This window comes from Streptomyces sp. NPDC060366, assembly GCF_042725135.1.
Classification (GTDB): Bacteria; Actinomycetota; Actinomycetes; order Streptomycetales; family Streptomycetaceae; genus Streptomyces.
Genome location: NZ_JBHXDC010000011.1, coordinates 141,590 through 166,907, shown reverse-complemented (window position 1 = coordinate 166,907; position 25,318 = coordinate 141,590). Strand labels below are relative to the sequence as shown.

Here is a 25,318-nt window from a genome sequence, read left to right as displayed (position 1 = left end):
GTGGTAGCCGTCCGCCCACCGGTGTGCTGTGCACACGATGCAGTACGGTATTCAACGTTCGAGGGTGCGTGAATTTGAGCGCGTGGGGGCCGAGGTCTCAGGAGGGCGCAGTGGCGCTGGAGGCCGCCGGGGTGTCGGCAGTCGAGGAGGCCGTCTACCGGCTTCTCATAACGACCGGTCCGCTCAAGGCCGCCGATGTCGCCGCGCGCGTCGGGCTGGAGGTCGTGGAGGCCCGGAGCGTGCTGACCGATCTCGCGGCCAAGGGCATGGCCAGCCATACCGACGGTGTGCCGCGTCAGTACCGGGCGACTCCCCCGGACGTGGCGCTCACCCCCCGGCTGAAACGCAATTCGGACGCGTTGGACCGGGCCCGCGTCGAAGTCACCAGCCTCCTGGAGACCTACCGGGACACCGCGCGCCGGCAGGACGCGGGCCAGCTCATCGAGGTCATCACCGGTGGTGAGGCCCTGCGCCAGCATCTGCGACAGATCCAGGCGAGCGCGCGCGACGAGATGCTCTGGTTCTGCAAGGCGCAGTACGTGGCCATGCCGTCGGGCAGCAACGACGCGGAGTTCGACGCACTGGGCCGGGGCGTGACCTACCGGGTGCTGTACGAGAAGGCCTTCTTCGACGACGAGGGCGCGGTGGACAACGTCGTGGAGGGCGTGCGCGCCGGGGAGATCGCCAGATCCGTCCCCCATCTGCCGCTGCGGCTCGCCGTGGCCGACCGTGCCATCGCCGTCTGCCCGCTGGTGCCCGGGGGGCCGCAGGGCAGCCCCGACGAGCCGACGGCCGCGCTGGTCCGGGACAGCAACCTCCTGGCCGCCCTCATCGCCCTGTTCGAACGTTACTGGGAGGACGCCGTCCCGCTGGACGTCGACGACTCGGGGGCGGTCGCCGGGACCGACGGAGTCGGCGCCCCGGACCCGCTCTCCTCCATCGACAGGCGGCTGCTGTCCCTGCTGGTGGCGGGCGTCGCCGACAAGGCGATCGCCAGCCAGATGGGGCTGAGCCGGCGCACGGTGCAGCGCCATATCCAGCACATGATGGAACTCGCGGGGGCGACGACCCGGATGCAGCTGGCCTGGCAGGCGGCCCGGCGCGGCTGGCTGTGACGCGGCCGGGGTGGTTACGTCCCTGCCGTGGAGCGGGCCGTCACTCGGTCACATACGCGTTGAGCGGTGACAGCCCGTCCAGATCCACCTGGAGGCCCTTCAGTCCGGACGTGTGGAGGAAGGTGCGTACCGGCACGTACACCGGGATGGCCGCCGCCTGTTCCATCACCCGGCGGTCGACGGTGGACCACTTCTCCCCCGCCGCCGCCAGGTCGGCCGTCGCGTTGGCCTCGTCGATCGCGGAGTTGACCGCCGGGCTGTCGAGCCGGGAGAAGTTGGAGGTGGTCGGGTAGGTGTGGCGGCCGTCGAAGGAGTCCGGCAGATACGTCGAGGCCAGCGGGAGGCCGCCGGTGTTCATCGGCAGACGGACCAGGTCGTACGCGCCTTCGCCCACGTTCTCGTAGAGGTCGGAGACGTCGACGTTCTTCAGCGTCACCTTGAAACCGGCCTTGCCCAGGGCGTGCTGTACCACCTCCGCCCGTGCTTCGTCGGCTGTCGTCGCGTAGGCGAGGGTGAGCGGGTAGCCCGTCTCGCCGGCCTCGGCGAGCAGTGCGCGGGCACGGACGGGGTCGCCGTGCTCCCCGGCCCCGTGCACGTCGAAGTCGCGCGAGCCACGGATGCCCGGCGGCATGAGGTGGTGCGTGGCGACGCCGTCCTCACCGCTGGCGGCCAGGACGTCGGCCGCCGGGTACGCGGTGGCGATGGCCCGGCGGACCTTCAGTTCCGGTACGCGTTCGGTGTCGACCGAGTACACGTGGACGAACGGGGCCGGTGAGGTCACCCGATGGGTGCCGCTGCCGGCGGCGCCGTCCGTCGCACCCAGTCCGTCCTTGTCCTGCGAGCCGGAGAACGTCATCACGGCAGCGTCCGAACCGGCCGCGCGGATCCGGGACTTGATCTCGTCGAGGGTGAGCGAGCCCGTGATCTCGTAACGGTCGGGGTACGCGGTGCGCACCGGGTCCGTGTCCGCGTGCCACTTCGGGTTGCGCGTGAGCGTGAGGTTCTTGGCGCCGGTGAAGGAGTCGATCTGGTACGGGCCGGTCGACGGCAGGAGTACGGAGGTGCCGGAGATCTCGGACACCCGCTCCGGGACGGGTGCGCTGCCGGGACCGGCCAGGACGACGTTGAAGTCGGGGTGGGCGCCGTCGAGGTGGAAGACGATGGTGCGGTTGTCCGGGGTCTCGATGACGCCCGGCGGCATCTCGTGCTCGTCGCCGATGCCTTCCGCGTCCTCGGGACCCAGCAGGAAACTCCGCAGGGTGCGGTCGCCCATCGCGAAGTCGCCGGGGTCGAGGGCGCGCTCGATCGCGTACGCGAAGTCCTGGGCGCGGACGGCCGATCCGTCGTTGTAGGTCAGGTCCGGCTTGAGAGTGAATGTCCAGTCACGGCCGTCCAGCGACGGCCGGCCGGTGTCCTCGGCGAGATCCCCGACGAGACGGACGGAACCGTCGGGCTGGGTCTTGAAGGCGGTCAGGCTGCGGTGCACGAGGCGCGAGATCAGCCTCTCGGAGCCGGACCACATGTTGCCCGGGTCGAGGGTGGTGATACCGCCGGGTTCGAGGACGGTGACCGTCCCGCCCTCGCGAGCGCCCCGGACCGCCGGGGCGGGGCCCTTGGAGTCGGCGGTGGAGCCGAGCGTCAGGGTCTCGGTCTTCGCCACCTCGGCCACGGTGCCGACCTCCGTCGCGCCCGTGCCGTTCTTTCCGCCGTTCCCGTCACCGTCACCGCCGAACGCCTGGACGACCAGGAACGCGACGACGAGAGCCGCGACGGCCGCGGAGGCCCCGGTCCACGCGACGCGTCGCGTGGACCGGCCTGAGGCACGGGGAGCCGGAGCCGACAGCGTCGGGAGAGGCGGAGCGAGGAGGTAGGAGATGACGTCGGGATCGCGGGGCACGGCGCCGATGGCCGGTCGCCGCGGAGGTGAGGCGGGGGCGGGGAGTCGCGGCGCGGGCCGGGCCAGTGTCTCGAACGCCGCTCGCGCCTCGTCCGCCGTCGGTCGGCGGTCGACCGGCTTCGCCAGCATCCGCCCCAGCAGCTCGTCCCACTCGACGGCCAGCCCCGGACGCCGTGCCGACGGCTTCCGCGGTGTCTCGTACACATGGCAGTGCATCAGCGCGGGCGCCGACACCGAGTCGAACGGCGTTGTGCCGGTGAGCATCTCGTAGACCATGCAGCCGAGCGCGTACACGTCCGTACGGCCGTCGTCCGCGCCTCGTGTGAAGCGCTCCGGCGCCATGTAGGGCAGGGTGCCGACGGGTGAGTCGGCGGTGACGGTGAGCCGGCTGCCGGCCGTCGCGTCGAGGAACTTGGCGATGCCGAAGTCGAGCACCTTCACCGTGCCCTCGTCGGTGAGTATCACGTTCGCCGGTTTGATGTCGCGGTGGACGATGCCGGCCCGGTGGGCGGTCGCCAGCGCCCGGCAGACCTGTGCCGCGAGCGTCGCGACCCGCTCCGGCGCCAGCGGTCCCCCGGCCAGCAGCTCACGCACGGTCCGGCCGGAGAGCAACGCCATGACGAGGTAGGGGACTTCGCCGTCCGCCCCGTGGTCGAAGACCGGCACGATGTACGAGCTGTCCAGAGCGGCGGCGGCCCGCGCCTCCCGGCCGAACATGGCGAGCAGCCGGTCCCGTTCGGCGCCGGCCGTGCCCGGCGGCAGGCTCAGCAGCTTGACAGCCACCTGGCGATCGAGCCGCGCGTCCGTGGCCCGCCACACCACGCCCATGCCACCCGCGCCGATCCGCTCCGTGAGTGTGTACCGGCCGTCCAGGATCGTGCCGCGCATCCCAGCCCCCTCGCTCAAGGAATCGGCGGTCTCAATGTACCTACGCGCCGAACGGGTCGAGGGGTTCCCGGACGAGTCCGGGAGGCCCACCGGGGCACACGTATGCCGCGTTTGCATTAACCCGCGTGTGCAATTATTGTTTCCGCTCATAAGATGCTCACGCAACGAACCGACACGCCATTGAGAAGGAACGCGAACCTCATGACTTCCGTCCCCACCGTCACCCTGAACAACGGCGTCACGATGCCCCGGCTCGGCTTCGGCGTCTTCCAGGTGCCCGACGAGGAGACCACCGCCGCCGTCGGCACCGCCCTCGCCGCCGGCTACCGCAGCATCGACACCGCCGCCGTCTACGGCAACGAGCGGGGCGTCGGCCGGGCGATCGCCGAATCCGGTCTCGACCGCGACGAGTTGTTCATCACCACCAAGCTCTGGAACGCCGATCAGGGCCACGACGCGACGCTCGCCGCGTTCGACGTCTCCCTGGAGAAGCTGGGTCTGGACCACGTCGATCTCTATCTGATCCACTGGCCGGCCCCGGCCCGGAACCTCTACTCCGAGACCTGGCGCGCCCTCGAGAAGCTGCTCGCCGGCGGACGCACCCGCGCCATCGGAGTGTCCAACTTCCGGCCCGAGCACCTGGAGCGGCTGCTCGGCGGCGCCTCAATCGTCCCGGCCGTCAACCAGATCGAACTGCACCCCGGCCTTCAGCAGCGGGAGTCGCGCGACTTCCACACCCGGCACGGCATCGTCACCGAAGCATGGAGCCCGCTCGCGCAGGGCGCCGTCCTCGACGACGAGCCGGTCACCTCCATCGCCGCGAAGCACGGCAGGAGCCCGGCCCAGGTCGTCCTGCGCTGGCACCTCCAGACCGGCAACGTCGTCATCCCCAAGTCGGTGACCGAGACCCGTATCCGCGAGAACCTCGACGTCTTCGGCTTCGAACTGGACCCGCGGGAGATCGACGCCATCACCGCACTGGACCGCGGCATGCGCACCGGCCCCGACCCCGACGCCGTCAACTGACGTCCGGGCGCACCGCTCAACCGCGTGCGAACTGGAGGAGATCCGTGTTGAACCGCTCGGCGAACTCGGGCACCATCGCCAGCCCGTGGGGCGCACCCGGATAGACCTTGTAGGTCACATCCTTGACCAGCTGGGAGGACTTGTCGCCGGCGGCCACGATCGGCACGATCTGGTCGTCGTCGCCGTGAACGATCAGCGTGGGTACGTCGAACCGCTTGAGGTCTTCGGTGAGGTCGGTCTCGGAGAACGCCTTCACACAGTCGTAGGCGCCCTTGATACCGACCGCCATTCCCCACAGCCAGAACTCGTCGCGGGTTCCCTGGGAGACGGTCGAACCGTCGCGATTGGCACCGTAGAACGCGGCACTGAGCTCTTGGTAGAACTGCGAGCGGTCCTTCTCCACGCCCTTGCGGATCCCGTCGAAGACATCGATCGGGAGCCCTTCGGGATTCGCGTCCGTCTTGAGCATGAGCGGCGGGATCGCTCCCAGCAGTACGGCTTTGGCGACCCGGCTCGAGCCGTGCCTGCCGATGTAGCGGGTGACCTCTCCGCCGCCGGTCGAGTGGCCGACCAGGATGATGTCGCGCAGATCGGCGGCCTCGATGACCGCCGCGAGGTCGTCGGCGTAGGTGTCGAGGTCGTTGCCTTCCCAGGTCTGGCCGGAGCGTCCGCCGCCGCGCCGGTCGTGGGCCACGGCGCGGAAGCCGTTGTCCGCCATCACTTTCATCTGGGGGTCCCAGGCGTCGGCGATGAGCGGCCAGCCGTGGGAGAAGACGACGGGCTGACCGGCGCCCCAGTCCTTGTAGTAGATCTGTGTGCCGTCCTTGGCGGTGGCGAAGGGCATGGTGACTTCCTTCCGAACTGATCCACAACTCCGTGTACGCGCTGGAGTTCAGTGCCCGACCGGAATCCCGATTCACGCCGCGGACCGGCGTCGAGAGCGCGGTCGATCGGCGGAGGGGTCGGCGGCGAGAGAGGGCGACCCTGGATGAGCACGTCGTCCGAACAACGCTACCGGAGGTGCGGTGCCCGGGCGTGTCGATCATCGGCCGGAGGCGGGCGCGCAACGGTTCGCGCGTCCGGCCAGGAGCCACTACCGGGCACCGTCGAAGACAGCGCGTCGCTCGCCCGGCTCCGCCGCCCCGTGGTCAGAGGCTGGCGAGCAGGCCGTCGAGCGGGGCCGGTACGTGATCGAGGTCCAGGGCCTCGACCAGGACGCGCCCGTACTGGATCTTCCGCCCCTTCTTCGTACCGAGGAAGCGCCGAAACTGCTGTTGCGGGGTGCGGCCCTGTTGCGCGGGCTGGCGCAGGAAGGTCTGGAGGGCGCGCAGGTCGCCCTGCGCCCGTACGAGTTCCTCCACGCGTTTCACGCCGAGCGCGCGGATGAGTTCGTCCTCCAGATCCGCCGCGCAGACGAAGAACCCTTGCCGCGCCGCACCGGCCCGCTCCAGCGCGCGGTCGTAGAAGCTGCGCTCCTGCTCGTCGCAGAGTCCCGTCAGTCGGACCCCGAGACCGGGCGGGCCGAGGAGGCTCACGAAGCGACCGACACTCATCGCACCGCCCATCGACAGGACGCAGACCCCTTCGTCCGCCAGGTTCCGGCCGCGTCTCGCGGCCAGCGCGTTGACCGCCGCGACATCGCTCGGACCTTCGAGCAGGACGGCCGCCCGGACCGGCAGACACGCGGCGAGCTCGCGCGCTCGTTCGCCGGGACCGCCGGCCGCCCACGCGATGACCGCATCCTGAAACGAACCCATGTCTGCCACGGGACGAGTCTCCGCCCTTTCCGGCCGCCGGGGTAGGGAATTTCTCTCGGCGCGCCGATCGCCGGGGAGCAGGCCGTCCCGGTCACACGGAAGGCGGGAGCTGTTCGCGTACCCATGCGGGATCGGGGTTGACGTGCGCCCGGCCCGCCACGAAGACAGTCGGAACGGTCTCGTCGCCGTCGTTCGCCGCCCTCACCGCCGCCGCTCCGGCCGGGTCACGCCAGATGTCCACCCAGTGCAACCGGCGTGCGTCACGGCCCAGTCGGATGCGCAGCCGCAGACAGTACTTGCAGCCCGACCGCCAGAAGACGACCGGCCGGCCGTCGACCGCGCTGCGCCGCTGTGCCTCCAGCGCGCCGACCGGCCTCGGGAAGATCAGAGGCGAGTTCACGCCCACGAGTACCAGGAACACCAGCAGGGGTGCGACGGCCGAGCCGACGTCTCCCCCGACGATCAGCCCGGCAGCGACGAGGGAGCCGCAGAGCAGAAGCAGGATCGGCAGTTTCCAGGCGCGCGTCATGATGACGCAGGCTATCGGCGGGTCGTAAAGGCACTCGGACCAGGCCGCCCGCCCGGGGCCGGACGTGGCGCCGCACCCGGTCGCGCGTCGCCGGCGCCTCCCATCTCCTCTGCGGCACTGGGTACTTACTGTCCGGTAGAGATCTATGCGATCAAGGGCCCGCGCCTCTACCGTCGGGGCACCACCGCGCACCCGCCGACATCGGCGGGTCGCCCGACCGGGACCGGCGTCCCGTTCCTCTCCCGCCCAGGAGGTTCCATGCCACCCCCCACCCCCCGTCGCTCCAGAAGCAGGCTCGCCGTCCTGGCCCTTGCCACGGCCCTGGGAGCGGCCTCGTTCACCGCCCCTCCCCCGGCCCTCGCCTCCGGGGCCCCTGCCTCGGGCACGGCCGACTCCGGGGACTACCTCGTCGGGCGCGGCATCGCCGACGTCACGGGCGAGGCCGCCGAGACCGGGATGATGGGCTATTCGAGCTTCGACCAGAAGACGTCCGGCATCCACCAGCGGCAGCGGTCGCGCGCGTTCGTCGTCGCCGACCGGTCGAGCGGCAAACGCGTCGTGTACGTCAACGCCGACCTCGCGATGATCTTCCAGTCCGTCCAGCAGGGCGTCATCTCACGCCTCAAGGAACGCTACGGGAGCCTCTACGGCGACGAGAACGTGCTGCTGTCGGCCACCCACACCCACTCGGGGCCCGGCGGATACTCCCACGACGTCGCGTACAACCTGTCCGTCCTCGGCTTCCAGAGCGGCACCTACCGGGCCATCGTCGACGGCATCGTCGAGTCCGTGGTCGAGGCCCACGAGGATCTGCGGCCCGGCACCATCAGTCTGGGCACCGGCACGCTCACCAACGCCAGTGTCAACCGCTCCCGGAGCGCCTTCGACCGCAATCCGGCGGCCGACCGGGCGGCCTTCCCCGGGGGTATCGACCCGGCCATGACCGTGCTGCGTTTCCGGCAGGGCGACAAGGACGCCGGCGCGATCAGCTGGTTCGCGACCCACAACACCTCGATCACCAACAAGAACACGCTCATCAGCCCCGACAACAAGGGCTACGCCTCCTACGCGTGGGAACACGACGTGGAGGGCGTGCGCTATCTCGACAACACACCGGGCTTCGTCGCCGCCTTCCCCAACACCAACGCCGGCGACATGTCCCCCAATCTCAACCTGAGGCCGGGATCGGGCCCGACCGAGGACGAGTTCGAGAACGCGCGCATCCTCGGTGAACGCCAGCTCGGCAAGGCCCGAGAGATCTACCGGGACGCGAGGCCCGTCAGCGGCGGTGTCGACTCGCGGCTCGCCTACGTCGACATGGAGAACGTGACCGTGAACGGGGCCTACACCCCGGACGGTCAGGAGCACCGCACCTGTCCCGCCGTCGTGGGCGCTTCCACACTCGCGGGCAGCGTCGAGGACGGCCCGGCGATCCCCGGCTTCGAGGAGGGCATGCGCACCCCGGTCGCCTCCATCATCGAAGCGCTGCACATCGACACCCCGTCCTGGCTCGCGACCTGCCAGTACCCGAAGGCGAGCCTCGTCCCCACGGGTCTGCTGAGCAACGTCCACCCGGTCACCCCGAAGATCCTGCCGCTTCAGATCATGAAGATCGGCGATCTCCATCTCGTGGCCGGTCCGGGCGAGTTCACCATCACCTCCGGGCTCCGGGTCCGCCGCACCGTCGCGGAGCAGCTCGGTGTCCCGCTCGACCGGGTGCTGCTCCAGGGGTACGCCAACTCCTACAGCCAGTACGTGACGACACCGGAGGAGTACGACACCCAGCAGTACGAGGGCGGCTCCACCCTCTACGGCCGGTACACGCTGCCCGCCTACCAGCAGGAGTACGCGCGGGTCGCGGCGTCCCTGCGCGACGGCACCACGATCGACCGGGGTACCGCGCCGCCGGACGAGTCGGGCCGGCAGTTCAACTTCCAGACCGGTGTCGTCTACGACAACCCGCCCCCCAACAGCGCGTTCGGTTCCGTGCTGACCCCGCCTGACGCGTCGTACACCCGCGGCCGGACCGCGACCGTCGAGTTCGCCACCGGGCACCCGAAGAACAACGTGCGCCGGGGCGGCACCTTCCTGGAGGTACAGCGGCTGGTCGACGGGAAGTGGGTGCGGATCCTGGACGACGGCGACTGGCGGACCAAGTACCGGTGGACGCGGATCAACGGGCTCACCGGTACGTCGAAAGCCACGGTCACCTGGGACATCGGCGCCGACACCGCTCCCGGGACCTACCGAATCGCGCACCACGGTGACGCGAAGAACCTCCTCGGAAAGATCACGCCGTTCACGGGGACGTCCCCGACGTTCACGGTGAACTGAGGCGCCGGGGGCCGGACGGGTAACCCGTTCGGCCCCCGCGCGGCCGCATCGCCCGCGATGAGAGCGGCCCCGGCGCGCCCCGCCCGCATGATGGGGCGGTGATCAGTGTCCTGTTCGCCGTGCTGACCGCGATCAGCAACGGCTCCGCCTCCGTGCTCCAGCGGCGTGCCGCGGCCACGGCGCCCGACTCCGATGCCATGCGCCTGTCGCTGATCGGGCATCTGCTCCGCAAGCCCGTCTGGCTCGCCGGGATCGGGCTCGTGATGGTGGCGGCGGTCTGCCAGGCGGTGGCGCTGGCGACCGGTCCCATCGCCGTCGTACAGCCGATCTTCGTCATCGAGCTGCCCATGACGCTGCTGATCGCGAGCTACGCCTTCCACTCCCGGCTGCCACGCACCACCTGGTACGGCGTGGCCGCGGTGACCGTCGGTCTGGCGGTGGGCCTCGGATCGGCATCGCCCACCGGCGGCAGTGAGACCGTGGAGGACCTCTCCTGGATCCCGGCGCTGATCGTCACCGGGGTCTTCGAGGCCCTGCTCATCGGCGTCGCGCTCCGGACCCGGCACAACACGCGTGCGGCGTTGCTGGGACTCGCGGCGGCGTGCGCGTACGCGCTGACCGCCGCGCTCCTCAAGGACGCCGTGGCCAGGCTCGAAGGAGGGTCGGGGGTCGCCGCGTTCTTCTCGTCCTGGCAGCTGTACGCCACTGCCGTCGCCGGGATCGGCGCGCTGTTCCTGCTCCAGAACGCCCTCCAGGCGGGCTCCCTGGTGGCGTCCCAGCCGATGCTGACGCTCGGTGACGCGCTGATCAGCATCACCTACGGTGTGACGCTGTTCGGTGAGAGCGTGCGTACCGGCTGGTGGCTGCTGCCCGAACTCATCGCGATCGCCCTGATCACCGCGGGCTGTATCGAACTGGCCCGCTCCCCTCTGGCGTCGGGCACCTCCCCGCCCGAACCTCGCGCGCGTTGACTCCGCGGTGCGGCCCGCCCTCGCTCAACCCGCCGATATTCTGCGGGACATGACCAACTCGTATGCGGGCCTTGACGATGCCGGGGTCGCGACCGCCGCGGCCGGTGCCGGCGCGGACGTTGTGCGCGGCATGTACGGCCGGCCGCTCAGCCGCGTCGACAAGGGTGGCGGGGACTTCGCCACCGCCGCCGATCTGGAGGCGGAGAAGGCGATTGTCGGCGTCATCCGTGGCGCCCGGCCCGATGACGCCGTCCTGGGCGAGGAGGGCGGGCAGCGGGGTCCGGCGGACGCCGCGCGCCAGTGGCTGGTGGATCCCCTGTGCGGCACGCTGAACTACGCCGCCGGCACGATGCTGGTGGCCGTCAACGTGGCTCTGCGAGGCGGAGCGGCGGCGGTGGCCGACCCGTTCAGCGGCGAGATCTTCTTCACCGACGGTCATTCCGCCCGGGTACGGCGTGACGGTGCCGATGCCCCGCTGGCGCCCACGCCCGCGAACCGGCTCGTGGACGTCGACCTCGACCCGCCGATGCCCCACGCACCCGGATTCCGGGCCGTGGACCTGCTGGCCCACCCCGGATTCGCCGAACGGTTCCGGCCCCGGGTCGCCTCCACGTCGCTCGCGTTGACATGGGTCGCCGCCGGGAGACGCGCGGCGTACGTCGCCGTCGGCGGCGACCTGTCCGAGAGCGTGCATTTCGCCGCCGGCATCGCCATGTGCCGGGCCGCCGGCTGCGTGGTCACCGGCATCGAGGGCGCCCCGGTCGGACAGGGGGGTCGCGGACTGGTCGCGGCCGCCGACGAGGAGACCCACCGACTGCTGATGTCGATGATCCACGTCTGAAGCCGGTCCGGGCCGTCATCCGCTCGCCCTGGGTGATCTCCCGCGGGGCGGTCATGGCGCTCACAGCAGGTACAGCCCGGCGACGACCGCCGCCACCCCGACGAGCAGCACCGACAGATCGAAGCGGACGACTCCCCACAGGTCACGGCGGGTGTCCGCGAGGTCGAGGGTGAACTCGGCCGGATCGCCCGGCTGGTAACGGACCGTCACCTCGCGTCCGCGCGAGCCGCTCGGGTTCGTCACGTCGAAGGGGCAGAAACCGATGACGGTCGTGTCCTCGCGGGTGGTGAACGACACCACCGGGGCGAAGGAGACGAGCGTGCCGTCCTGGTCGGTGTGGACGGACCGCGTCACGGAGACGATTCGGCCCGGAACGGCGGGCGCGGCGGTCAGCCTGGCGAGCCGCCCCTTCGCCAGTCGGATCTCGTGGCGGGACGCGACACCCGCCACCACGGTCCACGGGATCCCGGCGCCGATCAGCGCCCATTGGTAGCCCCAGGTGAGCGCGGCGCTGGTCACGAGGGCGGCGTACACGAGGAAGACCGCGAAATTCGGCAGGGCGACGCCGTGCCGCCCGTATTCGAGATCGAAGGTGGTGCTGAAGTCCTCGGGTCGGCCGGGCCGGAAGAGTATCCCGATTTCCCGGCCCTTCCAGGCGACCTCGATCGGCAGCTCGTTCCCGCCCTTGTTGGGGAGGGTGAACTCCTGTCCGGTGGAGGGGTCCTGGAAGGAGATCAGCACCGGGATGCCCTTCCCCTTACGGCCGTCGTGCGCGGGCTCCTCGACCGCCACGATCCGCCCGGGTACCCGGACCATCCGCTGGGCCCGGGTCACCCCGGCGAGGGACCGCCCGTACCCCACCAACGCGAGCCCACCGACCACCACACACCAACCCACCAGCACCGCTTGGCCGTACACCCGCCCCGCCCCCATCCACCCCGGCACCGGTCACGACACCGTGCCTGCTCACGCCAACCCTCAGTCATGCGCGGGGAGTCGGGCAAGCCCGGTGTCGAGCATGATGCGCTCGACCGTCTCGGCCAGTGCGCTGTCGGCACCGATGACGGTCTCGTCACCGCCCGGCAGAAGGTCGAGCCGCCGGTACCAGTCGCGCATCTCCCTCTCCCCGTACTCCCCCGCCTGGGGCTTGCCGGCGTGCCGGGCCAGGGTCTCCTCGAAAGGAACGTCCAGGTAGTAGCCGCGTGTCGGGCCGCGATGGTCCGCGCGCAGCGCGGCGAGCATGGGGCCGTAGTGGTCGGCGTAGAGGATGCCCTCGATCAGGACGTGATAGCCGGCGTCGAGCGAGTACCGGGCGACGGTGTCGATCAGGCCGATGTTCGCCGCGCCGGGCCGGTCGCGTTCGCGGAGCACGACACGCCGGAGGTTGTCCTGACCGACCAGAGCCAGACCACGGCCGAACCGCTCCCGGATCGTGGCCGCGACCGTCGACTTGCCCGAAGCGCTGTTGCCCCGCAGGACGACAAGCCGACTCTGTTCGGTGCCCACCCTCACCCGCGTCACCCTATCGGCGTGAGTGGTGGTGGTTCAGGAGCGGAGGAAGGCGGAGAGGCCCGTCAGGAGGCGTTGGACGTCGTCCGTGTCGTTGTACGCGGACAGTCCCACGCGCAGGCCGCCCGTGTCGCCCAGGCCGAGGTGGCGGGAGGCTTCCAGGGCGTAGAACGAACCCGCCGGGGCGTGGACCCGGGATCGGGCGAGGAAGTGGTGGGCGTCGGTCGCGGCGTGGTCGTCGAAGGTGAGCAGCATCGTGGGGGTCCGCAGCGCGGCGCGGGAGTGCAGTGTCACGCCGTCGAGTTGGGACAGCCCTCGTTCGACGCTCTCGCGCAGGACGCTCTCATGGGCCTCGATCGCCGTGTACGCGGATCGGAGCCGGTCACGCCGGTCGCCTGTCGTGTCGGGGGCGAGATCCGCGAGGAAGTCCACCGCGGCCCGCGTGCCCGCGAGCGCTTCGTACGGCAGGGTGCCGAGTTCGAAGCGCTCCGGTACGGCGTCGGTGGACGGCGCGAGTTTGTCCGGTCGCAAGGTCTCCAACAGCCTTGGGGACGCGGCGAGTACACCGTGGTGGGGGCCGAAGAACTTGTACGGCGAGCAGACGACGAAGTCCGCGCCGAACTCCGCGACGTCCACCAAGGCGTGCGCGGCGAAGTGCACACCGTCCACGTACAGCAGCGCACCCGCCCGATGGACCAGGTCGGCGATGGCCGCCACGTCCGGCCGGGTCCCGATCAGGTTCGAGGCGGCGGTCACCGCGACCAGCCGCGTCCGGTCGGTGAGCAGGGCGCCGACGGTCTCCGCGGACAGCTCACCCGTGGCCGGGTCGAAGTCCGCCCATCGCACGACGGCACCGGCCCGTTCGGCGGCCCGCAGCCAGGGGCGGATGTTGGCGTCATGGTCCAGCCGGCTCACCACCACCTCGTCGCCGGGCGCCCAACTCTCGGCCAGGACACGGGAGAAGTCGTACGTGAGCTGTGTGGCGCTGCGCCCGACGACGATCCCTTCGGCCTCCGCGCCCAGCAGATCGGCCATCGCCCGCCGGAAGTCGCGGACGATCGTCTCGGCGTTGATCTCGCCCGGTGCCACGGAGCCCCTGACCGACAGGGGACCGCTCAGCGCGCCGGTGATCGCCTCGATGACGGGCGTGGGCGTCTGTGTGCCTCCAGGGCCGTCGAAGTGCGCGACACCGGCCCGCAGGGCGGGAAACCGGGCACGCGTCGCGGCGACGTCGTACGTCACGTACACACCCCTCTACTGTTCGTACGACTCGACCTCGGCGACCGGGCGCGGTTCGACCCGCTCCGGGTCCTCCCCGCTCTCGGCCCCCGCCCTGCGTCGCCGCAGCAGGTCCCAGCACTGGTCCAATCGCTGTTCCAGGTCCTGGAGCCGCGCGCGTTCCTCCGCGCTGAGGCCCTTGCCGGGAGCCTGTTCGCGCAGGCGGTGTTCCTCCGCGACCAGCGTATCGATCGTCCGCAGAATGTCGTCAGCCATCTCTGCCTCCGCTGTTGTGGGCCGCCGATGAGCTTACGAGCACCGCCGGTTCACCCGGCTCCCGATGCCGATGCCGATGCCGATGCCGATCACAGCATCTCCAGCGGTACCGGACCCCGGACGGGCGGGAAGGCCGCGTCGAGGTCGGCGAGGTCGTCGTCGGTGAGGGTGAGCACGAGCGCGGCGTGGTTGTCGCGGACGTGCTCGGGCCGGCCCGCCCGGGGGATCGTGACGACTCCGCCGCGGCTCAGGACCCAGGCCAGGGCCACTTGGGCGGCCGTGGCCTCGTGGCGGTCGGCCACCGCGTCCAGAACCGGGGCGGTGAGCAGCCGTCCTTGCTCCACCGGCGAGTAGGCCATGACCGGGATGCCGCGCTCCTGGCACAGGGGCAGCAGGTCGTACTCGATACCGCGCCGGGTCGGGTTGTACAGGACCTGGTTCGCGGCGATCGCGTCACCGCCGGGCACCTCGGCCAGTTCCCGCAGATCTGCCGGGTCGAAGTTGCTGACTCCCCAGTGGCGGATCTTGCCCGCGCGGAGCAGTTCGCCGAACGCGGTGACGGTCTCCTCCAGCGGAACGGAGGCGCGCCAGTGCAGCAGGTAGAGATCGATCCGGTCGGTCCGCAGGCGTTTCAGGCTGCGTTCGCAGGCGTTGACGGTGTCCATGCGGCCGGCGTTGTACGGCAGGACCTTCGTCACCAGGAACGCCTCGTCGCGGCGGGCGGCGAGGGTTTCACCGACCAGTTCCTCCGCGGCGCCCTGCCCGTACATCTCGGCCGTGTCGATCAGGGTCATGCCCAGGTCCATCCCCAGCAGCAGGGACTCCTTCTCGCTGCCCCGCCGCGCCGGGTCCTGCGCCCAGCCCCAGGTGCCTTGTCCCAGCACGGGAACGTGTTCTCCCGAGGGCAGCGGCAGCGTGCGCATGTCGTGTGTCGGTCCCATCGCGGGTCCGCTCCTCGTTCCTGGTGTCGTATCCCTTCAAGGCTCTCACCAGGGTGGTCCCTGCTCAACCCCGAGGCCGCCCGGTGCCTCGCGGGGTTTCGGTGAACGCGGCGGAGAGGGCCGGGGCCGGAAAAGGCCGAGACATGACCTTCGGCGGCGGAGTCCCTTGCACCCCACAGTGGTCTAGACCTAACGTGTGCTGCTTGCGGCCCGCCCGTTCCGTACAGAGGACCGATGCTGTGATCGACATCGTTGTTGTGCTCCGCGCCGAAGACGCCGTACTCGACTTCCTGTCCGTTCTCACCGACGGTGAGGCGGCCCTCGTCCTCGCCGATCACGGCCGGACGCTCACCTTCCCCGCGACGCAGAGCCCGGCCGAACGGCTCGCCCGGATCGCCGGCCACGTGCGCCCGGCCGACGACCGGGCCGGGGCGTCCGGTCCGGGCTCCCTGGCGGAGCTCGTACGCGAGGCCGCCGGCGATCGCGAGGCGCGCGTATGGACGCACTCGCCTGCCGACAACCGGCGCAGCCGGGGCCGGGTCGGCCGGGACACGGCGGTCGGCTGCGCGGACCGCGATGTGCGGCACGCGGTCGGCTACTCGCCGTATCTCCAGGTCGTGAGCGACTTCGACCATTCGCTGGACCGTGAACTGATCGCGGGGAAGCTCGACTTCGTGAACCGGTCGTGCGAGCACCTGCTCACGGCGCCGTCGCCGGAGTACGTCGTCCAGACGCCCCGCATACCGGCGACAGAGCGCTTCTTCCACGCCGAGGCCGAGGAGCGCGAACGGCTCTTCGCGCTGCTGGCGAGCCTGGACGACGAGGCCGCGTCCATCCCGGATCCCTGGGAGTTCGGCAGTTCTCCCTACGAGAAGGACCGGCTGGACGCCACCGCCGCCTGGGTGCTGGGACATCGCGCCGCGACCGGCGAGTCTCTGGTCGAAGTGGGCGCGTGCGAGGGCGCGCTGACGCACCGTCTGGTCTCGGCGGGGTGCGCCGTGCACGCCACCGAGCCCAATCCGCTGTTCAGGAAGCGACTTATGGAGGCCGTGGGAGGTACTGAGACCGTCCTGGTCTCCTCCAAGGACCTCGCTGAACTCGCGGTCGTCCCGGACCTCGCAGCCGTCTCGGACCTCCCGGACCCCACGGAGGAGGCGCACCCGCGCGCCGGAGCCCATCTGCTCATCGAGATGCTGTACTACGGCCAGGACCTCGACCTTCTGGACCGCCTCCCCACCGACCACCTCTTCGTCGCCCTCGAACCGGACGCCATGGACAGCCGCGTACGGCCCTGGCTCGCGGCGTCGGCGACCTGGCAGGAGGTGGAGAGCGTCCACCTGGTCCCGCCGCGCGTCGAAACGGTCTGCGCGGGCCGCGCCTATCTCATCAAACGCGGCAGCGACGGGCTCCTTCTGCGACGCACCGCCGGCTGACCGCCGTGACGGCGCAGACGAATCCGGCCGTTCCGGCTCAGGGAGCCGACGGGGCGGGCAGGGCGGGCGAGGTGACCGCGGCCGACGCGTACGACGTGTGCGTGGGGCTCGGCTACCACTGCGAGACGACGTATCAGCTCCGCCGCATCACGGGAAACGACTCGGCGCACTTCTTCGACTGGCTCGACCTCGAACTGGAGTCGGTGGTCGAGGCCATCTCCGAGGACTTCACCCACATACTGCGTCCGGGACAGGTCGAGCCGTTCAGCGACGGGCTCTGCGCCCTCGACCGCGGCTCGGACATCCGCTTCTTCCACGACTTCCGGCCGACCGACGGGCGGCTGCTCACCCAGAGCGACATCGACGGCCAACTCGACCCCGTCAGGGCGAAGTTCATCGCGCTCGCGGAGCGCTGGCGCGCGCTCGCCGCATCCCCGGCGCATGTGCTCTACGTCCATCACGACGCCTTCGACGAAAGCACCTCGAGGGACCTGAACCGGCTGCGTCAGGCGATCGCCACCGCACACCCCGGGCAGCGGTTCTCACTGCTGTGGCTGCGCCGTACACCCCCCGCCGATCCCGCGATCCTCTCCCCGGACATCAGCTGGGGGACGGTCGCGGAGGACCCCAACCGCTGGGAGGGCGACGACGCGCAGTGGGACGAGGCGTTCGGCGCCGTACCTCTGTCGCCCGGCCCCCGGTCGTAATTCCACCGGCTCCGAACGGCTCCCATCCTCTTTGGCCCACCCCACAACCGAGGAGACACCCCCATGACACCCTCAGCGCCCGGCACCGTGATCCTCTCGCCGCACTTCGACGACGCCGCGCTCTCCGTCGCCGGCCTCGTCGCCCAACTCCCCGGCCCCGTCACGGTGGTGACCGTGTACGGCGGCGAGCCCGCCTCCCACCACCCGGTCTCCTGGTGGGACAGCGCCTGCGGGTTCTCCACCGCGCGGGAGGCCTATCGCGCCCGCCGCGCGGAGGACGCGCGGGCCTGTGAACTCCTCGGGGTCGAGAGCGTCGTACTGGACCATCCCGACGGCCCCTACGGCGACGGCACCGAACTGACGGGGATCGATGCCTGCCTGGCCGAACTGCCCGCGGAAACGCGGCTGTTGATCCCCATCGCCACCAATCAGCCGGACCACGAGAAGGTCCGCGACCGGGCGCTGGCGGTCGCCGCGCAGCTCGGCCGCGCGGTGCCATCGGTCTACGCGGACCTCCCCTACACCGGCCATCTGGACGAATGGGGTTCCGCCGGAGCCGATCAGGCGCTCGGCCGGAGTCACGGGTACGGGCTCGCCTACCAGGACATGACGAGCCGTCATGACCTGCGCGTCGAACACGACCTCACGCTGACGGATGACCAGTGGGCCCTGAAGCGTGAGGCGGTGCTGTGTTACGGCTCGCAACTCGCGCCTCTGGCCGCCGATCACGGCATCCTGCTGGCGCGCAACGGACCGCTGCGCGCCGAGCGTGTCTGGGCGGTGAAGCCGGTGGCCGAAGGCACCGGAAAAGCCGGTGGCTCCGGGAACGACGCGAACGCCACTGACATCAAGGGCAGTTGACGTCACCAACGCCGCTGGCGCGTCGATTCCTCGGCCGGCGACCGCGCGCCGGTGTCACGGTTCGCCGTCGCCGTCCAGGCCGGCGGACCGGCCACCGGGTTCGCGGCATCCGAGGCCGTACCCGGCAGGACCGGCATGTCCGACGTATCGGTCCGGCCCGGTCCGGTCGACTCGCGTTTCCTCGCCGGGGCGTCGTTCCACTCGCCCTCCCCGAGGACCAGCAGCGGGTCGAACATGACGACCACACCCGCCAGCACAAGAAAGACGAGGGGGCCCAGCAGCATGGGCAGCATGATCGAAGGCAGCGAGTCGCCCGAGACCCCCGGACGAGGCGCGCCACCGGCGAGGTGCACGCTCATCGCCGCGATTCCCGTGTAGTGCATTCCGGTCGCGGCCGCGCCCATGATGAGGCTCGCGACCAGGCTGGGGAAGAACCCCCGGACGGACACCGCCGCCCACAGCGCCGCGGTCGCGGCGACCACGGCGACCACGACGGAGACCGCCACGATCGTGGTGTCGTAGTGGAGTTGGCCCTCCAGCCGCATGCCCGCCATGCCGAGGTAGTGCATCGCCGCGACGCCGAGGCCGGTGATGACTCCGGCGGTGATCAGGACGGGCGGGGAGCTGCCCCGGTAGCCCACGACGAAGACGCCGACGCTGACGACGAGGACCGCCACGACGAGGCTGGCGACCGTGAGCGGGACGTCGTAGTCGATCGGTGTCCGCCGTACCTGAAAGCCCATCATGGCGATGAAGTGCATCGTCCAGATGCCGCAGCCGATGGACGCGGCGCCGAGGGACAACCACCCCGGTTTGAAGGACTGTTCCGCCCGCAGTGAGCGGGTGACGCAGCGCAGTCCCAGCGCGCTCCCGAAGCAGGCCATCACGAAAGCCGCGATCGGTGTGATGACCCCGTAGCTGAACCCGTCAACCGTGCCTTGCATGTGCCGCGCTCCCGTCCCTCACATCTGTGGAGACGATGTGTAGGCGCTCACATGGCCGAATTACAACCCTCATGACCCAATAAGCAGGAACTCCGCCGCACAAATACCCCGTAGCGGCTGATAGTTACCCGGCGCCGCCGGAGCGGACGGGCCACGCACGAAGGAACGCACGGTTCTCGGATGACGGTCGGAATCCGGCCCTGACACGGCGTCCACGATCTTGGTGTGGCCCGCGTCGGCGAGATCGATCAGCATGGAAGAGGAGCATCAATTGACATCTTGAGTCAGGAGCGGATCATGACGTTGAAGATCGCGATCGTGCTTGGCAGCACCCGTCCGGGCCGTAACGGTGAGGCCGTCGCCAAATGGGCCCGCGAGATCGCCGCTCAGCGCGATGACGCCGAGTTCGAGCTCGTCGACATCGCCGATTTCAAGCTGCCACATCTGGACGAGGTCGTTCCGCCGGCCATGGGGCAGTACACCCAGGACCACACCCTGGCGTGGGCGGAGAAAGTGGCCTCCTTCGACGGCTATCTCTTCGTCACGCCCGAGTACAACCACTCGACCTCCGGCGCCCTCAAGAACGCCATCGACTTCGTCTACGCGGAGTGGAACAACAAGGCCGCCGGATTCGTCAGTTACGGCAGCGTCGGCGGCACGCGCGCGGTCGAGCATCTGCGCCTGATCATGTCCGAACTACAGGTGGCGACCGTGCGCTCCCAGGTGGCGCTCTCCCTCTACACCGACTTCGTGAGCGTCTCGGACGTCGTCGAGTTCACGCCCGCCGAGCACCACAGGAAGGCCCTGGACACCACGCTCGACCAGCTCGTCAGCTGGTCGAGGGCTCTGCGGACGGTCCGCACCGGGGCCTGACGGAGAGCATGGAGCGGGCCGGTTTCCGTGACGCGGGAGCGCGGCCCGCCCCTGCCCCGGTTCAGGTCCGGGCCGCACCGCTCCCCACCCCGAGTCGCGCCTCGGCCCCGTTGACGAGACCCTTCCCGCGCCCTACGTTCCCCTTGTTCGCGTCCGGCATTGCGACCGTTGTCCGAGATATCGAACCTATGTGAGGAACGCATGGCCCGCACCGCCCATTTCACCCTCGATCCCGCCTTCACCGTCGGCGAGGTCGACGACCGCCTCTTCGGCTCCTTCGTGGAGCATCTCGGCCGCTGCGTCTACACCGGGGTGTACGAGCCGGGCCACCCCTCCGCCGACGCCGCCGGCCTGCGCGGCGACGTGCTGTCCCTCGTACGGGACCTGGGCGTCAGCGTCATCCGCTATCCGGGCGGCAACTTCGTCTCCGGACACCGCTGGGAGGACTCCGTCGGGCCCGTCGCCGACCGGCCCCGCCGGCTCGACCTCGCCTGGCACTCGACCGAGACCAACCGCTTCGGCCTCGCCGAGTTCATGGACTTCGTCGGCAAGGTCGGCGCGCGGCCGATGATGGCCCTGAACCTCGGTACGCGCGGGGTACGGGAAGCCCTCGACCTCCAGGAGTACGCCAACCACCCCGCAGGCACCGCCCTGTCCGAACTGCGCCGGTCGCACGGCGCGAAGGAGCCGTACGACATCAGGCTCTGGTGCCTGGGGAACGAGCTGGACGGCCCGTGGCAGACCGGGCACAAGACGGCGCGGGAGTACGGCAGGCTCGCCGCCGAGACCGCGCGGGCCATGCGCCAACTCGACCCGTCCGTCGAACTCGTCGCGTGCGGAAGCTCGAACCAGGCCATGGCGACGTTCGCCGCGTGGGAGGCGGAGGTGCTCATGGAGACGTACGACCTGGTCGACCACATCTCCCTGCACGCCTACTACGAGGAGAAGGACGGGGACCGCGACTCGTTCCTCGCCTCCGCCGTCGACATGGAGTCCTTCATCGAGAACGTGGTCGCCACCTGCGACCACGTCGGCGCCCGCCTCAAGTCCCGCAAGCGCGTCAATCTCTCCTTCGACGAGTGGAACGTCTGGTACCAGTCCCGCTACGAGCCCCCGACCGGTGACAGCTGGGACGAGGCTCCCCGACTGCTGGAGGACGCGTACTCGGTCACCGACGCGGTCGTGTTCGGCTCGCTGCTGATCGCCCTGCTCCGGCACGCCGACCGGGTGACCGTCGCGTGCCTGGCGCAGCTGGTCAACGTGATCGCGCCGATCATGACCGAGCCGGGCGGCGCCGCCTGGAAGCAGACCACGTACTTCCCCTTCCAGCAGGCGTCGCGGTACGGCCGGGGCCAGGTCCTGCGGGTGGCCGTGGACTCGCCGACGTATCCGACGCGCGCGTACGGGGAGACCGACCTGCTGCACGCCACCGCCGTCCGGGGCGACGACGGCTCGGTCACGGTCTTCGCCGTGAACCGGGGCACGGCCGAGCCGCTTCCGCTGGAAATCTCCCTGCGCGGGACGGGGGTGAGCGAAATCGTCGAGCACAGCGCGCTCCACGACGCCGATCCCGATGCCCGCAACACCCTCGCCGAGCCCGAACGGGTCGCGCCACGGACCCAGTTGGGGACCGAACTGTCCGGCGGCATCTTGCGCACCACACTCGCCCCGCTCTCGTGGAACGTGATCCGCCTGGCCTGATCATGTGTGGCCCATGACGAGAAACCTCTGTGCGAGGTATTTACATCCAGGGTTTTACATCGATGTAATCGATGTCCGGCCGCACACGTCAGCCCAGCCTCCCCGCTGCCACTCACGTGCCTCTTCCGTGCCTCGTCCCTGACCGGAGACGCCATGCCACAGCCCCCCACCGACCCGACCGCCACTTCGTCCGACCAGTCGAACACCGTCCCGCGACCCGAATATCCGCGCCCCGGCTTCGTGCGCGAGGAGTGGCGGAATCTCAACGGCACGTGGCAGTTCGCGTTCGACCCCGGTGACAGCGGTCTGGAACGCGGACTGCTCCATCAGGAGCTCGACGGCCGGATCACCGTGCCCTTCTGTCCCGAGTCCGAGCTGTCGGGCATCGGCGACCCCGACTTCCATCCCGCGGTCTGGTACCGGCGTACGGTGCGCGTCCCGGCGCACTGGGCGGGACGGCGTGTGCTCCTGCACTTCGGCGCCGTCGACCACGACGCGACGGTGTGGGCCGACGGACGTGAAGTGGGGCGGCACAGCGGCGGTTTCACCTCCTTCACCGTCGACCTCGGCGATGTCGCGGGCGGGGGCAGGGAACCGGGCGACGACGGCCAGGAGGTCGTCATCGTCGTACGGGCCAGGGACACCCCGCACGGTCCGCAGGCCCGCGGCAAACAGTCCGTCGAGTACGCCAACAGCGCCTGCAACTACACCCGTACGACCGGTATTTGGCAGACGGTGTGGATGGAGCCGGTCGCCGGTGTCCATCTGCACCGTCCCCGTATCACCCCGGACCTCGGCTCGGGCGCGTTCCACCTCGAACTGCCGCTGTCCGCCAACCGTCCCGGGCACCGCGTACGCGCCACGCTCCGCGACGCGGACGGCGACGCCGTCGTACGGGCCGACGTACCCGCCGATCTCGATCTGGCGCCCCGTATGGTGCTGGCCGTCCCCGCCGGCCGGCGCAGGCCGTGGAGTCCGCGCGATCCGCATCTCTACTCGGTGCTGATCGAGGTGGTGGACGCGGCCGGGTGCGTGAGCGACTCCGCCGTCTGCACGGCGGGACTGCGGTCGGTCGCCATCGACGGCAAACGGCTGCTGCTCAACGGGCGCCCCGTCTTCCAGCGGCTCGTACTCGACCAGGGCTGGTATCCGGACGGGCTGATGACCGCGCCCGACGACGCCGCCCTCGTACGCGACATCGAACTCTCGCTCGCCGCGGGCTTCAACGGCGCCCGGCTGCACCAGAAGGTCTTCGAGGAACGGTTCCTGCACCACGCCGACCGGCTGGGCTATCTGGTATGGGGCGAGTTCGGCGACTGGGGCTGCGCGAGCGGCACCACCACCAGGGACAACCAGCGGCCGACCGCCGGATACACCGCGCAGTGGCTGGAGGCGCTGGAGCGCGACTACTCCCATCCCTCGATCGTCGGCTGGTGCCCGCTCAACGAGACCCACCAGAAGCTCCACGACCGGCAGACCGTCCTGGACGACGTCACCAGGTCGATGTTCCTCGCGACGAAGGCCGCCGACCGCTCACGGCCCGTCATCGACGCGTCCGGCTACTCGCACCGGGTCGCCGAGACCGACGTGTACGACTCGCACAGCTACGAACAGGACCCCAGCCTCTTCCGCGCCCAGATGGCGGGCCTGGACAAGGACGCCCCGTTCATCAACCCGGACGAGCGGGACACGGACGCCGTGTGGTCGCTGCCGTACCGCGGACAGCCCTATTTCTGCAGCGAGTTCGGCGGCATCTGGTGGAACCCGGAAGAGGCCGCCGCCCACCGCGACGGCCCGCAGAACGACGCCGCGGCGGACGACGCCGACCGCAGCGTCTCGTGGGGTTACGGGCAACGCCCGCGTACGGAGGAGGAGTTCCAGCAGCGCTTCGCCGGGCTCACCGGGGTGCTGCTCGACGATCCGTACATGTTCGGCTACTGCTACACCCAGCTCACCGACGTGTTCCAGGAGCAGAACGGGGTCTACCGCTTCGACCGTACGCCGAAGCTCGACGTCGGGCGGCTGCGCGCGGCACAGGAGCGTCGAGCGGCCTTCGAGGAACCGGCTTCCGAGGACTCGGCGTTCGAAGACCCCGAGTCCGTGGATCCGGCGTCCGTGGATCCGGCCGGCGGAGCCCCGGGCGACGACGGCGACGGCAGGGCCGAGCGGTGAACGGCCCGTCCCGGCGCCGGGTGCTGAAAGGCGCGCTGTACGGCGCCGGGGCGACCGCCCTGGCCCCCGCGCTGAGCGCCTGCGGATCGGTCACCGGCAGCGTCTCGGACACCGACCGGATCCAGTACTGGAATCTCTTCCAGGGACCCGACGGCGCGCTGATGAAGGACATCACCCGTGACATCGAGCGCCGCACACCGGGACTGAAGGTCAGGAGCACGGTCCTGGAGTGGGGACCTCCGTACTACACCAAACTCGCCATGGCCTCCGCCGGCGGACGCTCACCGGACCTGGCGATCCTCCATCTCACCCGGCTGCCCGGCTACGCCCCCGGCGGTCTGCTCGACCCCTTCGACATGGATCTGCTGGCCGAGTTCGGCGTCCGCCGGGAGGACCTCAACGAGACGGTGTTCAAACGCTGTCTGTACGAGGGCGAGCCCTACGCGATCCCCCTCGACACCCACCCGTTCATCATCTACTTCGACCGCGACATGATGGACAGGTCGGGGCTGCTGAACAGTGACGGACAACCCCTCCCCTTCGAGTCGGCCGCGCACTATCTCGAACTCGCCGAGAAGCTCCGCAAGGACCACGGAAAGCTCGGTCCGCTCTTCGGTCATGTCACCGACGCCGCCATGGGCTGGCGCATGTTCTGGACCCTGTTCAACCAGACCGGCGCCACCTTCGACCTCTCGGGCAGCCGACTGGAGATCGACCGTGAAGTGGCCGCGGAAACAGTGGAGTTCATGGCGGACATCGTGCGGCCCGACTGCCGCACGATGGACCTCACCACCGCGATCGCCGCCTTCGCCAACGGCCAGTCCCCGATGATCTTCTCGGGCGAGTGGGAGCTCAACACCTTCCGTACGGCCAAGAAGGACACCCTCGGCGCGGCTCCGTTCCCCACCTTCTTCGACCGGCCCGGCGCCGCGTCCGACAGCCATTCCCTGGTGCTCCCCCACCAGAGCGATGCGGATCCGGACCGGCGTCGTCGTACACACCAGTTCGTCGCCGAGTTGCTCAAGTCCAGTCTGGCGTGGGCGGAGGCCGGCCACATCCCGGCGTATCGGCCGGTCGTCGAGTCCAAGGAATACGCCGGGCTGCACCCGCAGGCTGAGTACGCCGCCGCGGCCGACCACCCGGTCCTCGATCCGCAGGCCTGGTTCAGCGGCTCCGGTTCCGACTTCCAGAACCGGATGTGCCAGGCGCTCCAGCCGACCCTGACCGGGTCGGCGTCCGCCCGCAGCGCCGTGCGGAAGATGGAGTCGGAGATCAACACGCTTCTGTCCAAGCCGAATCCGGCCTGATCGCGAAGGAAAGGAGCG

23 protein-coding genes are annotated in these 25,318 nt (G+C 70.2%); 12 read left to right on the top strand and 11 right to left on the bottom strand.

The features are described from left to right. Nucleotides 1-110 precede the first annotated feature (110 nt). Nucleotides 111-1,115, top strand: coding sequence for a helix-turn-helix domain-containing protein (locus tag ACFWHU_RS25655; protein WP_385802795.1), 1,005 nt, complete (start codon nucleotides 111-113; stop codon nucleotides 1,113-1,115). 40 nt (nucleotides 1,116-1,155) lie between these two features. On the opposite strand, the gene ACFWHU_RS25650 is transcribed toward ACFWHU_RS25655, so the two are convergent. Next, nucleotides 1,156-3,900, bottom strand: coding sequence for an ABC transporter substrate-binding protein (locus tag ACFWHU_RS25650; RefSeq protein WP_387227471.1), 2,745 nt, complete (start codon nucleotides 3,898-3,900; stop codon nucleotides 1,156-1,158). A gap of 201 nt (nucleotides 3,901-4,101) precedes the next feature. On the opposite strand from ACFWHU_RS25650, the gene ACFWHU_RS25645 reads away from it, so the two are divergent. Then, nucleotides 4,102-4,926, top strand: coding sequence for an aldo/keto reductase (locus ACFWHU_RS25645; protein WP_385802799.1), 825 nt, complete (start codon nucleotides 4,102-4,104; stop codon nucleotides 4,924-4,926). 16 nt (nucleotides 4,927-4,942) lie between these two features. On the opposite strand, the gene ACFWHU_RS25640 is transcribed toward ACFWHU_RS25645, so the two are convergent. The 3 genes from ACFWHU_RS25640 to ACFWHU_RS25630 all read right to left on the bottom strand — a co-directional run bounded on the left by ACFWHU_RS25640 (nucleotide 4,943) and on the right by ACFWHU_RS25630 (nucleotide 7,212). After that, on the bottom strand, nucleotides 4,943-5,770 hold the full coding sequence (locus ACFWHU_RS25640; protein WP_387227469.1) for an alpha/beta fold hydrolase: 828 nt from the start codon (nucleotides 5,768-5,770) through the stop codon (nucleotides 4,943-4,945). Nucleotides 5,771-6,074: 304 nt separating this feature from the next. Then, the gene (locus ACFWHU_RS25635) at nucleotides 6,075-6,692 is read right to left on the bottom strand and encodes a TOPRIM nucleotidyl transferase/hydrolase domain-containing protein (protein ID WP_385802803.1); all 618 of its coding nucleotides are present in this window, start codon (nucleotides 6,690-6,692) and stop codon (nucleotides 6,075-6,077) included. Nucleotides 6,693-6,774: 82 nt separating this feature from the next. After that, a complete protein-coding gene (locus ACFWHU_RS25630) occupies nucleotides 6,775-7,212 on the bottom strand; it encodes a glutaredoxin domain-containing protein (RefSeq protein WP_387227467.1) in 438 nt (145 codons plus the stop codon). Nucleotides 7,213-7,470: 258 nt separating this feature from the next. Between ACFWHU_RS25630 and ACFWHU_RS25625 the strand changes: the two genes are divergently transcribed. The 3 genes from ACFWHU_RS25625 to ACFWHU_RS25615 all read left to right on the top strand — a co-directional run bounded on the left by ACFWHU_RS25625 (nucleotide 7,471) and on the right by ACFWHU_RS25615 (nucleotide 11,358). Beyond that, nucleotides 7,471-9,546: a neutral/alkaline ceramidase gene (locus ACFWHU_RS25625; protein ID WP_387227465.1), complete on the top strand. Its 2,076-nt coding sequence runs from the start codon at nucleotides 7,471-7,473 to the stop codon at nucleotides 9,544-9,546. Nucleotides 9,547-9,644: 98 nt separating this feature from the next. After that, a complete protein-coding gene (locus tag ACFWHU_RS25620; RefSeq protein ID WP_387227463.1) occupies nucleotides 9,645-10,517 on the top strand; it encodes a DMT family transporter in 873 nt (290 codons plus the stop codon). 49 nt (nucleotides 10,518-10,566) lie between these two features. Then, on the top strand, nucleotides 10,567-11,358 hold the full coding sequence (locus tag ACFWHU_RS25615; RefSeq protein WP_387227461.1) for an inositol monophosphatase family protein: 792 nt from the start codon (nucleotides 10,567-10,569) through the stop codon (nucleotides 11,356-11,358). A 60-nt stretch (nucleotides 11,359-11,418) separates the two neighbouring features. Here ACFWHU_RS25615 and ACFWHU_RS25610 read toward each other — a convergent pair whose 3' ends face one another. From ACFWHU_RS25610 to ACFWHU_RS25590, 5 genes are all read right to left on the bottom strand, one after another. Beyond that, entirely contained in the window at nucleotides 11,419-12,276 is an 858-nt protein-coding gene (locus ACFWHU_RS25610) for a DUF3592 domain-containing protein (RefSeq protein ID WP_387227459.1), read from the bottom strand. A 60-nt stretch (nucleotides 12,277-12,336) separates the two neighbouring features. Further along, complete coding sequence (locus ACFWHU_RS25605; protein WP_387227457.1) at nucleotides 12,337-12,879, bottom strand: AAA family ATPase; 543 nt, start codon at nucleotides 12,877-12,879, stop codon at nucleotides 12,337-12,339. A 24-nt stretch (nucleotides 12,880-12,903) separates the two neighbouring features. Further along, on the bottom strand, nucleotides 12,904-14,109 hold the full coding sequence (locus ACFWHU_RS25600) for a cysteine desulfurase-like protein (RefSeq protein WP_385802814.1): 1,206 nt from the start codon (nucleotides 14,107-14,109) through the stop codon (nucleotides 12,904-12,906). A gap of 12 nt (nucleotides 14,110-14,121) precedes the next feature. Next, nucleotides 14,122-14,361 (bottom strand): DUF2630 family protein, encoded by a 240-nt coding sequence (locus ACFWHU_RS25595; protein WP_147877177.1) that lies wholly within the window; start codon nucleotides 14,359-14,361, stop codon nucleotides 14,122-14,124. Nucleotides 14,362-14,450: 89 nt separating this feature from the next. Next, the gene (locus ACFWHU_RS25590) at nucleotides 14,451-15,302 is read right to left on the bottom strand and encodes an aldo/keto reductase (protein ID WP_387227455.1); all 852 of its coding nucleotides are present in this window, start codon (nucleotides 15,300-15,302) and stop codon (nucleotides 14,451-14,453) included. 239 nt (nucleotides 15,303-15,541) lie between these two features. Here ACFWHU_RS25590 and ACFWHU_RS25585 point away from each other — a divergent pair, with 239 nt between their 5' ends. The 3 genes from ACFWHU_RS25585 (at nucleotide 15,542) to ACFWHU_RS25575 (ending at nucleotide 18,303) form a co-directional block, all read left to right on the top strand. Continuing rightward, complete coding sequence (locus ACFWHU_RS25585; protein WP_387227453.1) at nucleotides 15,542-16,735, top strand: hypothetical protein; 1,194 nt, start codon at nucleotides 15,542-15,544, stop codon at nucleotides 16,733-16,735. A 71-nt stretch (nucleotides 16,736-16,806) separates the two neighbouring features. Then, on the top strand, nucleotides 16,807-17,442 hold the full coding sequence (locus tag ACFWHU_RS25580) for a DUF1796 family putative cysteine peptidase (RefSeq protein ID WP_387227623.1): 636 nt from the start codon (nucleotides 16,807-16,809) through the stop codon (nucleotides 17,440-17,442). A 63-nt stretch (nucleotides 17,443-17,505) separates the two neighbouring features. After that, a complete protein-coding gene (locus ACFWHU_RS25575; protein ID WP_387227451.1) occupies nucleotides 17,506-18,303 on the top strand; it encodes a PIG-L deacetylase family protein in 798 nt (265 codons plus the stop codon). Nucleotides 18,304-18,305: 2 nt separating this feature from the next. Here the strand turns inward: ACFWHU_RS25575 and ACFWHU_RS25570 are convergent, their stop codons facing one another. Next, nucleotides 18,306-19,247, bottom strand: a complete 942-nt coding sequence (locus ACFWHU_RS25570) for an MHYT domain-containing protein (RefSeq protein WP_387227449.1) — start codon at nucleotides 19,245-19,247, stop codon at nucleotides 18,306-18,308. A 69-nt stretch (nucleotides 19,248-19,316) separates the two neighbouring features. Further along, nucleotides 19,317-19,502, bottom strand: a complete 186-nt coding sequence (locus ACFWHU_RS25565) for a hypothetical protein (protein ID WP_387227447.1) — start codon at nucleotides 19,500-19,502, stop codon at nucleotides 19,317-19,319. Nucleotides 19,503-19,544: 42 nt separating this feature from the next. Here ACFWHU_RS25565 and ACFWHU_RS25560 point away from each other — a divergent pair, with 42 nt between their 5' ends. The 4 genes from ACFWHU_RS25560 (at nucleotide 19,545) to ACFWHU_RS25545 (ending at nucleotide 25,300) form a co-directional block, all read left to right on the top strand. After that, complete coding sequence (locus ACFWHU_RS25560; protein WP_385802825.1) at nucleotides 19,545-20,120, top strand: NADPH-dependent FMN reductase; 576 nt, start codon at nucleotides 19,545-19,547, stop codon at nucleotides 20,118-20,120. 201 nt (nucleotides 20,121-20,321) lie between these two features. Next, a complete protein-coding gene (locus ACFWHU_RS25555; protein WP_387227445.1) occupies nucleotides 20,322-21,821 on the top strand; it encodes an alpha-N-arabinofuranosidase in 1,500 nt (499 codons plus the stop codon). A gap of 153 nt (nucleotides 21,822-21,974) precedes the next feature. After that, nucleotides 21,975-23,993, top strand: coding sequence for a glycoside hydrolase family 2 protein (locus ACFWHU_RS25550; RefSeq protein ID WP_387227443.1), 2,019 nt, complete (start codon nucleotides 21,975-21,977; stop codon nucleotides 23,991-23,993). After that, nucleotides 23,990-25,300, top strand: a complete 1,311-nt coding sequence (locus ACFWHU_RS25545) for an extracellular solute-binding protein (RefSeq protein WP_387227441.1) — start codon at nucleotides 23,990-23,992, stop codon at nucleotides 25,298-25,300. Before ACFWHU_RS25550 ends, ACFWHU_RS25545 begins: the two co-directional genes overlap by 4 nt. Nucleotides 25,301-25,318: the final 18 nt, after the last annotated feature.

What these genes read in the sequence shown, in the direction of transcription:
- ACFWHU_RS25555 (WP_387227445.1), top strand. Translation starts at nt 20,322, where the DNA reads ATGGCCCGCACCGCCCATTTCACCCTCGATCCCGCCTTCACCGTCGGC.
- ACFWHU_RS25615 (WP_387227461.1), top strand. Translation starts at nt 10,567, where the DNA reads ATGACCAACTCGTATGCGGGCCTTGACGATGCCGGGGTCGCGACCGCC.
- ACFWHU_RS25650 (WP_387227471.1), bottom strand. Translation starts at nt 3,900, where the DNA reads ATGCGCGGCACGATCCTGGACGGCCGGTACACACTCACGGAGCGGATC.
- ACFWHU_RS25570 (WP_387227449.1), bottom strand. Translation starts at nt 19,247, where the DNA reads ATGCAAGGCACGGTTGACGGGTTCAGCTACGGGGTCATCACACCGATC.
- ACFWHU_RS25575 (WP_387227451.1), top strand. Translation starts at nt 17,506, where the DNA reads ATGACACCCTCAGCGCCCGGCACCGTGATCCTCTCGCCGCACTTCGAC.
- ACFWHU_RS25645 (WP_385802799.1), top strand. Translation starts at nt 4,102, where the DNA reads ATGACTTCCGTCCCCACCGTCACCCTGAACAACGGCGTCACGATGCCC.
- ACFWHU_RS25625 (WP_387227465.1), top strand. Translation starts at nt 7,471, where the DNA reads ATGCCACCCCCCACCCCCCGTCGCTCCAGAAGCAGGCTCGCCGTCCTG.
- ACFWHU_RS25640 (WP_387227469.1), bottom strand. Translation starts at nt 5,770, where the DNA reads ATGCCCTTCGCCACCGCCAAGGACGGCACACAGATCTACTACAAGGAC.
- ACFWHU_RS25590 (WP_387227455.1), bottom strand. Translation starts at nt 15,302, where the DNA reads ATGGGACCGACACACGACATGCGCACGCTGCCGCTGCCCTCGGGAGAA.
- ACFWHU_RS25560 (WP_385802825.1), top strand. Translation starts at nt 19,545, where the DNA reads ATGACGTTGAAGATCGCGATCGTGCTTGGCAGCACCCGTCCGGGCCGT.
- ACFWHU_RS25565 (WP_387227447.1), bottom strand. Translation starts at nt 19,502, where the DNA reads ATGCTGATCGATCTCGCCGACGCGGGCCACACCAAGATCGTGGACGCC.
- ACFWHU_RS25595 (WP_147877177.1), bottom strand. Translation starts at nt 14,361, where the DNA reads ATGGCTGACGACATTCTGCGGACGATCGATACGCTGGTCGCGGAGGAA.
- ACFWHU_RS25630 (WP_387227467.1), bottom strand. Translation starts at nt 7,212, where the DNA reads ATGACGCGCGCCTGGAAACTGCCGATCCTGCTTCTGCTCTGCGGCTCC.
- ACFWHU_RS25550 (WP_387227443.1), top strand. Translation starts at nt 21,975, where the DNA reads ATGCCACAGCCCCCCACCGACCCGACCGCCACTTCGTCCGACCAGTCG.